The following is a 10,237-nucleotide window of genomic DNA, read 5'->3' on the forward strand; positions in this document are numbered from 1 at the left end:
GGTATAATAAAACACCCTAAGTGGAGATTTGCTTATGCAGCCAAAAACCAAAGCAAATGAGGCCTATGAATTTTTGCAAAACCATCAAGGATTGACCAATCCTGATGGTTTGCGGTTTCATCGTTGGCTAAATCAAGATGTTCCAAGTCTTTTAAATACAGACCCCAAAAGTGCTTATGTTTTAAAGTCATTTGCCTACATCTTAATGGGTAAACCCACTCAGGCTCTGTCTGCCATGCAAAACGCTGAGAAATTGGGCGATATGAATGCCACACAAAACATCATGAATATTTTGCATAGTATGGGTAGGTTTGATGAAAGTAGCCAAATTGCCAAAGAAATATTGCAACAAAATCCCCATGCTTTAGAAAGTGTGTCATTATTACTGTCCCATGCTTTATTGCGTTTGGATATTGATGAAGTTTATGAAGCCATGCAATACTATCAAGGCAATAATCAACAAATCATGCAAAAAAGTCAAGCGTATATCCAGAAAATCAATAAAAGAATAGACATACTCAATGAGTTGGATATACCCAAAAATACTGTTATTGATATATTAAAATATATTTATGTATTTTTGTCGGATAAATATGTAGGCGACCATCATTTGTCATTTGATTGTGATTATACAGAAATTGGAGGATATCTAGAGATCAATGTTGATCTGAACAATTTATCTGTTGATGATTGCTTGCATTTGCAAGATGGATTTTTAGATGTGTTGATTGACAGTGAGTTAAATTACCGTGATTATAAAAACATCTTGGTTGGTTTTTCGTCGGCATGTACGGAGTTTATCTGATGTCAGTAACAACGACTGATTTGCATAAAAGCATTGATATACTGTTTGGTAACATTGATAAAACATCACCGGAAGCACTTTGGCGAGCGTACATCAATCGTAGTTATTATGCGGTTTTTCATGAATTAAGATTGGCAATGGAAAAAGCAGGGATTGATACAAATCGGTACAAAACAGGAACGCATAAAAATTTGTATTTCATACTTGATGAAATGTCAATGACTGATAAAAATATCCGTAAATTGTCATTGCAATTTAAAGATTTTTTAACAAGACGACATAAGGCTGACTATGATTTACAAGCTAGAATTTCTTGGGGTGATATTATGATTACCCAAAAATATAAAAAAGAGCTGCCCAATTTAATTAAAATGTACCTTTAATGAAATAAACTGTCAATGATGGCCCTGCATTTGCAGGGTTTTTTATTAAAAAAAATGCAACTAACCAAAACCCTAAAAACCAAAACCCTAAAACAAGCCATCACCAACCACGCATAGGACAAAAGTAAAGATATATGGGGAATATGCCAAAAACACACGGCTCACGGCTTTGGTTGTGTGTTATACCACTTGTTTTGCCCAAAGAGCCACCGCCTCCATCACAATGATGTTTTTGGTTTTGCCTGTTTTTTTGGCAAGTGCGTCAAGCTCATTGGCAAATTCTATCGGTACTTTAAAACCAATCGGCTTAACCTGACGGCGAGCGTCTGATTCGGCTTGGATTTGGGCACGAGTTTTTGGGTTTTTGACGATTTTTGGCATTTGACAAATCCTAAAATAATTGCTAAGATGGTCCTAAGTTTTAGGAGTGAAGCGGTGAGCTTGCCCACCGCTCCAGCCTTTATAGGCTACCTGCCGTTAGTAAGCGTGATTGCTCAATAGTAGCAGGATAACAATGATGGCAACTTTAAGCAGTGTATTCATTGTCTTATCTCCTAAGGTCGCCACCACTCAAGCAGGTCGGTGGCGGATAACCTATCAAGGCTTGGTGCTGTAACACCTTGCCTTGATAAACACATAGTATTTTAAACTATACTAAAAGTCAAGTAATTATTACAATTTTTTTATAAATTGTCGTGATTATTTGGCTTTTTTGTTACCAAAAATAAATTTAACCGCCCAAAAATGGGTGGTTAGACTTATTTGGATAACTGGATAACTGGATAACTGGATAACAATGTAGCAAACTGGTTTTACCGCGACAAAATCAGGCTTATCGCTTAAAAAATTATGGCGAAATAAACAGTATGACAAAATGACAAAACGCCATGGCGTGGGGGTTTTGTTGCTGATGCCTTGGCCAAATCAGGCTTTGTTTAATATATCTTGTAGTCTTGATCCATTTGACCAATCAACAACCAATCAACAAGCAATCCACAACCATGCCAAAATACCAACAAGCGTGCTATAATAGCGATGGTTTTTTGGTTTTAATCGGTTTTATTCAACTTTATTCAACAAGTTTTGGTTTAACATGTTAACTTTTAACTTGTTTTTATAACTTGTTTTTATCATTTTTTTAATAAAACGGCACTAAGTTCAATTAAGACAAGCATGACAAGCATGATTAGCAAGCATGATTAGGGGGAGATGATGAGTTATTTTGGTACAGATGGCATTCGTGGTGAATTTGGGGTGTTTCCGATTACGCCTGATTTTGTGCTGCGGCTGGGTTTTGGGGCTGGGCGTGTGCTGGTGGCACAACAAGGCAGTAAGAGTGCGACTGGCACCATTGCCACCACTGACAACGCCAATACTAATAATACCGCCAGTACCACCAACACCACCAATATCGCTAATAAACGCCCCAGAGTGGTGATTGGCAAAGATACGCGTGTGTCTGGCTATGTCATCGAGGCGGCATTGCAAGCTGGATTTAATGCCTCTGGGGTAGATGTGTATCTGCTTGGGCCTTTGCCCACCCCTGCCATCGCCCATCTGGTCAAAAGCTTTCATGCGGATATGGGTGTGGTCATCTCTGCCTCGCACAACCCCTATCATGATAATGGCGTGAAGTTTTTTTCGGCTGAGGGCAAAAAAATCTCTGATGAGCTGCAAGAACAAATCAACCATCAGCTAGACGCACTCATCGGCGATGGCCAAATGGGGCTGTCTCGGCTGACTGGCATACAGGCAGATGGCATTGGCAAAAGTTACCGTGTGGACGATGCCCAAGGCCGATATATTGAATACTGCAAAGGCAGCTTTCCTTATCATTTAAGCCTAGATCAGCTGACGGTAGTCATCGACTGTGCCAATGGGGCAGGCTATCGTGTGGCACCTCGTGTACTCAGAGAGCTGGGCGCACAGGTCATCGACATTCACCACACGCCAAATGGCATCAACATCAACGATGGCTGCGGCTCTACTTGCCCCCAATCGCTACAGGCGGCCGTGCTGGCACATGGGGCCGATGTGGGCATTGCCCTAGATGGCGATGGCGACCGCATCATCATGGTGGACGAGCGTGGCAATCTGGTAGATGGCGATGGCATATTATATATATTGGCCTGCCATCTGCAGCCTAGTGGCGTGGTGGGCACGCAGATGAGCAACATGGCCCTAGAGCTGGCTTTGGCCGAGCGTGGTATTGATTTTTATCGGGCCAAAGTGGGCGACCGCCATGTCATGCAGCTACTGGAGGCCAAACAGCTGAGCATTGGCGGTGAGCCATCTGGGCACATCTTGTGTCTGGACAAAAGCCGTACTGGCGATGCCATCGTGGCAGGTCTGCAGGTGCTTATGTGCATGATACAACAGCGTGCCAGCTTGTCCAAGCTGTCCGAGGGCTATCGCCCCTATCCGCAGACACTCATCAATGTGCGTCTGCCACAGAGGATAGACCCCCATGCCAACAAGGCACTGGCCCCCACTTTGGCAGCAGCAGAGCGGCAGCTGGCAGGCGTGGGCCGCCTTTTGATACGCCCCTCTGGCACCGAGCCTGTGATTCGTGTGATGGTAGAGTGCCAAGACCTGCAGCTGTGCCAGAGCCTGGCCGAGCAGATTGCCGATGAGATACGCCAGCTACAGCCGCCGCAGTAACTTTTTTTATCCCATCTTTTTGGCTTTTATCTTTTAGCTTTTATCTTTTAGCTTTTAGCTTTTGGCTGTCTTATTTTTCTTATTTTTCTTATTTTTCTTATTTTTTTTTGTCATTTGTGCTGCAATGTGTTGCCCTGCTTTGTACTGGTGGGGCTGGTTGTCGGCTGGTGCAAAGCAGACGGTAGCACCACAGCAATAAAAAATGACAAAATTATCATAAAAAATACATAATTTAGTAGACATTTTGCTTCAAATCATCTAATATTAAACTGCGTATTTCTGCGTATTTCTGCGTATTTCTGCGTATTTCTGCGTATTTCTGCGTATTTCTGCGTATTTCTGCGTATTTCTGCGTATTTTTGCGTATTTTTGCGTATTTTTGCGTATTTTTGCGTATTTTTGCGTATTTTCTTGGCTGTTTTTAACTTTGTTTTAACTTTGGTCATGGTGCTGTATCTGCCACATTGGTCGGCAGGCGTGGCAAATATGGCACAGCCATTTGGTTTTTGTTGGTGATGGGCTGATTGGCTTTATGAGGTTGCCATCGCCAGCAGTTAGTTGGCGGCCTAACTTGCCCTATGGGTGGGGTTTTTGGGCTGTCTTTTAGTTCATGCGATTTTGGAGCGCTTATGAATAAAATTTATCGTATTGTCTTTAACCAGGCGACGCAGACCTTCACGGCTGTGTGTGAGTATGCCAAAGGGCATACCAAGTCCGCCACAAGCACCGTCGGCAGCACGCCTGCTGTGGTGAGCCGAGGGGAGGCGGCGTTCCGACTGACGGCTGTTGCGATGGGGGTGCTGCTGTGTAGTGAGGCGATGGCTCAAAGACCCCGCCTACCACCCGCCCCTCCCGTTTACAACCCCCAATTCCCTTCTGGTTCTACTTCTGCAAACAAAACTACAAAATATGGTGACGAAGCTCAAGCTGCTAGTGATTATGCTACCGCATTTGGTGCAACCTCAAAAGCTCAGGGCTCTCGTGCTGCTGCATTTGGCTATTTTGCCATAGCTACAAAAGAAAACTCTACCGCACTGGGCGCTGAAGCCGAAGCTACAGGAACTAGATCCACCGCAGCGGGCAAAAATGCCCGAGCTAATGCAAGTGACGCCACCGCAGTGGGTGCAGACTCCCAAACTAGTGCAATTGGAGCCACGATAATCGGTGCGGACAGCTATGCTATTTCAGCGGCTAGGTTTTCCACTGCGGTGGGTTATAAGAGTGGAGTAGAATCTGAAAGTTCTGGTGTATTTGGTTATAACAGTATCGTGATGCCAGGTTATGAAAACACCTATGCGATAGGTAGTGGTGTTACAGCTACTGTTGCTAACTCCGTCTATTTAGGTAGTGGCAGTACTGCTGTATTTGAAAACGCTCCTAGAGCCGGCACAAAAAACTATGCGACTGTAGGGCGTGAACCGCCAGGTTCACAATATCGTGTTAATGGTTCGCTTGGCACCACCACCACTGCAGGCAAGGCTACCTATGGTGGTGCTACTATCGTTGCCGATAGTTTCACCAATTTTGCTGGCCCTACCCCTGTCGGTGTGGTTACTGTCGGTGCATCTGGCAAAGAACGCCGTATTCAGAATGTGGCCTCTGGTGAAATCTCAGCAACCTCTACCGATGCAGTGAACGGCTCGCAGCTGTTTTCTATCACCAAAGGTGTGCTTGAGAAACTACACGGTGGGCGTTTTGGTGCCAATCCGTTCATGTTCTATACCAAAAAAGACGGCACTAAGGTTTCTAAGAATGCTGACAGTAACTTTGTTACCGATGGGGGCGTCCGTGTGCCTAATGATCAGGTGGTCGCCTCATTACAAGATGCGGCAGATGCTACCACTGGCGGAATAAGACTGCGCAACCTCACCAGTGGCCTAAGCGATAACAATGTGAGGCTACGCGTATTGACCAACGCTGATGTGAGCGACGATACGGCCGCCACTGTGGGCGACCTACGCAACATGGGCTGGCGACTGAACATAGAGGGCGATCGGTATGTCAGTAATGTCGTCAGTGCTGACGAGGTCAAACTCGAGGGTCTAAACGGCATCAAACTATCGGGCAACAACACTGGTAGTGTGCGTAAGATTACCATCAAAGGTACCGAAATCACCAAAAGCGAGATCACTGGTGGCTATCGTCTGACCATCAATAAAGCAGATGGCCAATCTGAAACCCTTGATTTAAGAAGTATCGCTCAGACCAACCGCGTCTGGCCGACTACCGACACCCCTGATGATAGATATGGCATCAATGGTGATATGGCGGTCAATGCCACAACAGGCGATGTTTTTGAGAAAAAAACCGATCGATGGGTAAAAACTGGCAGCTTTAAAGGTCCAGCAGGTGCTCCAGGTGCATTGGCCAATGTGGGTACTGGTGCTGGCACTGCTTATGGTGCTGGTTCTGTAGCTACTTTAGACTCTGGCAGTGCGTTTGGTAAGAATGCCCAAGCGACAGGATTACAGTCTACCGCACTGGGCCAAGATGCCCAAGCGGCAAAAATTCATGCCACCGCAGTGGGCTACAATGCCCAAGCGACAGAAAGCAAGTCTACCGCACTGGGCAATACTGCCCAAGCGATAGGAAACTATTCTACCGCAGTGGGCCAATATGCCCGAGCGACAGGAGGCGAATCCACCGCAGTGGGCCAAGATGCCCGAGCGACAGCAGCAAATTCTATCGCACTGGGCCAAGGTGCCCACGCGACAGCAAAATATTCTACCGCAGTGGGCAAATCTGCCGAAGCGACAGGAGAACACACCACCGCACTGGGCCAAGGTGCCCAAGCGACAGCACTTAATGCCGCCGCACTGGGCTCAGGTGCCCACGCGACAGCAGAACATTCTGCCGCACTGGGCACAGGTGCCCAAGCGAAAGGAAAGAATGCCGCCGCACTGGGCACATCTGCCCAAGCGACAGGACTAGATTCTACCGCACTGGGCACAGGTGCCGAAGCGACAGGAGAACACACCACCGCACTGGGCCGCAGTGCCCAAGCGACAGCACAATATTCTACCGCACTGGGCGATACTGCCCAAGCGACAGAACTTAATGCCACCGCACTGGGCCACAATACCCGAGCGACAGCAGAAAAATCCACCGCAGTGGGCGATACTGCCCAAGCGACAGGAGGCTATTCTACCGCAGTGGGCAATTTTGCCCAAGCGACAGCAGATAGGTCCACCGCACTGGGCGAAATTGCCAAAGCGACAGCAGAAAAATCCACCGCACTGGGCCAATTTGCCCAAGCGACAGCAGAGAACTCCACCGCAGTGGGCCACAATGCCCGAGCTACAGCAGGCTTTTCTACCGTAGTGGGTGTGGATACCAAAGTAGAATCTGCCAATGCTGGTGTATTTGGTTATAAAAGTAGCGTAACCACACAAGCGGATAATACCTATGTGCTGGGCAGCGAAACTGTCGGTGTTGTGCCAAACTCTATTTATTTGGGTTCTGGCAGCACGGCCAGATTTGAAGATGGCAATACCGTTGGCACTAAGCAATATTCGCTTGTGGTGCGTGATGATGACTCGCCTGATCGTCGTGCGACTGGCAGACTTGGCCCTACTTTCCCTACCACTGCAGGTAAGGCTACGGTCAATTCGGTGAGTATTAGTGGCACCGATTTTACTGACTTTGCTGGCCCTACTCCTGTCGGTGCGGTTACTGTCGGCTCTGCTGGCAAAGAACGCCGTATTCAGAATGTGGCAACTGGTGAAATCTCAGCGACCTCTACCGATGCGGTGAACGGCTCGCAGCTGTTTTCTATCACCAAAGGTGTGCTTGAGAAAGTTAAGTCAAATCTGGTTTCTGCAGCTAAGATAACTTTTGATCAAGTGCCGCTGGTTTATACCAAAAAAGATGGCACCGTAGTCAATAAAAATGCCGATAGTGCCTTTGAAGATGCTGGCGGTGCTGTGGTTAATAATGGTGATGTGATCGTCTCATTAAAAAACCCTGCCGGTTCTACCACCAATCCTGTGATATTAAGCAATGTAACCAGTGGTCTGGGTAAAATTGGTGAGGTAACCAATATTGCCAATCCTGCGGTTGGTAATAATACCGTGGCTACTGTCGGTGATTTACGCCATCTGGCTTGGCATATCAGTACTGGTGCTACTGCCGAGGGTGATGACAACACCTATAGAGGCGATGTACACACCAAAAATGAGCTTAGATTTGTTGGTGGTGAGGGTATAGAGGTAACCGCGCGTGGTGTAGACGCGAAATTCCGTCATGTGGTTACCATCAAAGGTACGACCATCACCAAAAACGACATTGATGGCGGCTATCGTCTGACCATCAAGAAACCAGATGGCTCAAGCGATACGCTTGATTTAAGAAGTATCGCTGGCAGTGCTGGAGCAAATCTGGCTGGTACTGGCTTAGGTATGGCTTATGGCAAAGGTGCTGCTGCTGCTGCTGTTGGCCAAACTGCCTTTGGTGAAGATGCCAAAGCGACAGGTACGAGCAGTACGGCCATCGGTGCTGGTGCCAAAGCGGAGGGTTCTTTTGGTGTGGCGGTTGGTCTTAACTCTGTAGCCAGCAAAACCAACACCACTGCAGTAGGTACTCAGGCTCAGGCTACAGGCGATGTCTCTACCGCTGTTGGTACTTTGACTGTGGTATCAGGCAATAAGAGTACGGCCATTGGCTCTCAAAATAATGTTTCAGGTGTGCGTGCTGGTGCTTATGGCTTTGCTAATACAGTCAGCGGTACTGATAGCCATGCAGTGGGTGCTAATAACCAGGTAACTGCCGATAAAGCATTTGTACTGGGTTCTGATACCAAAGCAGATGTGGCAAACTCTGTGTATCTGGGCATGGAAACCGTAGCCACTACTGGTACTGGAGTAGGCACCAAAAACCGTACTTCGGCTGTTGGTAACCCAGAGGGTACAACCACCACCGCAGGCGATAAAGGCGTGGTGAATGATGTCAAGGTGGGTGGTGTAACCTTTGCAAACTTCGCTGGTAGTACTCCTAATGGCGTACTGACCATCGGCTCTGCTGGCAAAGAACGCCGTATCCAAAATGTGGCAGCCGGTGAGATCTCAGCAACCTCTACCGATGCAGTGAACGGCTCGCAGCTGTTTTCTGTCGCTAAGGGAACTTTAGATCAAGTGCCGATGGTTTATACCAAAGCAGATGGCACCAAGCTCTTTAAGAAAGCTGACGGTGGCTTTGTTGATACTCAATCTCGCACTGTGCCTAATAATCAGGTGGTCGTCTCATTACAAGATGCGGCAGGTAGCACTACCACTCCTGTGGTTTTGAATAATTTAACCAGTGGTCTGGGTAGAGATGCAGGTGGTGTAACCAATTTTAGCGCCAAGCGAGTCGAAGACAGTGTTGCTGCTACAGTAGGCGATATTCGTCACATGGCTTGGTACCTAAGCACTGCTAATGCCGCTGGTGGCCCAAATATCTATAAAGAAGCTGTACATTCCACCAATGAGGTTAGATTTGTTGGTGAAAATGGCGTGCAGATATCGGCCCAAGGTGATAGAGATAAACTTCTTCATGTGGTTACCGTCAAGGGTACTAGCATCACCAAGCAAGATGTTGAGGGTGGTTATGATTTGACCATCGTCCACCCAGATGGCCGCCGAGAAGTCATGAACATCAGAAATGGTGCTAAAGGCGAAGTAGGTCCAGCAGGTCCAGCAGGCCCAGCAGGCCCAACAGGTCCTAAAGGTGATACTGGTGCTATAGGCCCAGCAGGTCCTAAAGGTGATACAGGTCCTAAAGGCAACACAGGTCCTAAAGGTGATACTGGTGCTATCGGTCCAGCAGGTCCTAAAGGTGACACAGGTCCTAAAGGTGATACTGGTGCCATCGGTCCAGCAGGCCCAGCAGGCCCAACAGGTCCTAAAGGTGATACTGGTGCTATAGGCCCAACAGGTCCTAAAGGTGATACAGGTCCTAAAGGCAACACAGGTCCTAAAGGTGATACTGGTGCCATCGGTCCAGCAGGTCCTAAAGGTGATACTGGTGCCATCGGCCCAGCAGGCCCAGCAGGTGCTATCGGTCCTCAAGGTCCAGTAGGCCCAGCAGGTAAAGATGGCGAACGCGGTGAAGCCGGCCCAGCAGGCCCAGCAGGCCCAGCAGGTGAACGCGGTGAACAAGGCCCAGCAGGTGCTATCGGTCCTCAAGGTCCAGTAGGCCCAGCAGGTAAAGATGGCGAACGCGGTGAAGCCGGTCCAGCAGGCCCAGCAGGTCCAGCAGGTGCCATCGGCCCAGCAGGTCCTAAAGGTGATACAGGTCCTAAAGGTGATACTGGTGCCATCGGTCCAGCAGGCCCTCAAGGCGACACAGGTCCTAAAGGCGACACAGGTCCTAAAGGTGATACTGGTGCCATCGGTCCAGCAGGCCCAGCAGG

Annotated in this window: 5 protein-coding genes; 4 read left to right on the forward strand and 1 reads right to left on the reverse strand. The window is 47.9% G+C overall.

Annotated elements, in window-relative coordinates; translation table 11 throughout:
• Window positions 1-34: 34 nt before the first annotated feature.
• Both R0123_RS08120 and R0123_RS08125 read left to right on the forward strand, forming a co-directional pair.
• A complete protein-coding gene (locus R0123_RS08120; protein ID WP_323843702.1) occupies window positions 35-805 on the forward strand; it encodes a hypothetical protein in 771 nt (256 codons plus the stop codon).
• Window positions 805-1,188, forward strand: coding sequence for a hypothetical protein (locus R0123_RS08125; protein ID WP_323842434.1), 384 nt, complete (start codon window positions 805-807; stop codon window positions 1,186-1,188). The genes R0123_RS08120 and R0123_RS08125 overlap by 1 nt, the downstream gene beginning before the upstream one ends.
• Before the next feature lie 180 nt (window positions 1,189-1,368).
• Here R0123_RS08125 and R0123_RS08130 read toward each other — a convergent pair whose 3' ends face one another.
• A complete protein-coding gene (locus R0123_RS08130; protein WP_323842435.1) occupies window positions 1,369-1,569 on the reverse strand; it encodes a hypothetical protein in 201 nt (66 codons plus the stop codon).
• Window positions 1,570-2,400: 831 nt separating this feature from the next.
• Between R0123_RS08130 and glmM the strand changes: the two genes are divergently transcribed.
• Together glmM and R0123_RS08140 are read left to right on the forward strand one after the other, a co-directional pair.
• Window positions 2,401-3,849: a phosphoglucosamine mutase gene (glmM, locus tag R0123_RS08135; RefSeq protein ID WP_323843703.1), complete on the forward strand. Its 1,449-nt coding sequence runs from the start codon at window positions 2,401-2,403 to the stop codon at window positions 3,847-3,849.
• Between the two features lie 629 nt (window positions 3,850-4,478).
• The coding region (locus tag R0123_RS08140; protein WP_323843704.1) for an ESPR-type extended signal peptide-containing protein at window positions 4,479-10,237 on the forward strand (5,759 nt) is incomplete at its 3' end.

It is taken from the genome of Moraxella sp. Pampa, from assembly GCF_035181385.1.
GTDB lineage: Bacteria > Pseudomonadota > Gammaproteobacteria > Pseudomonadales > Moraxellaceae > Moraxella.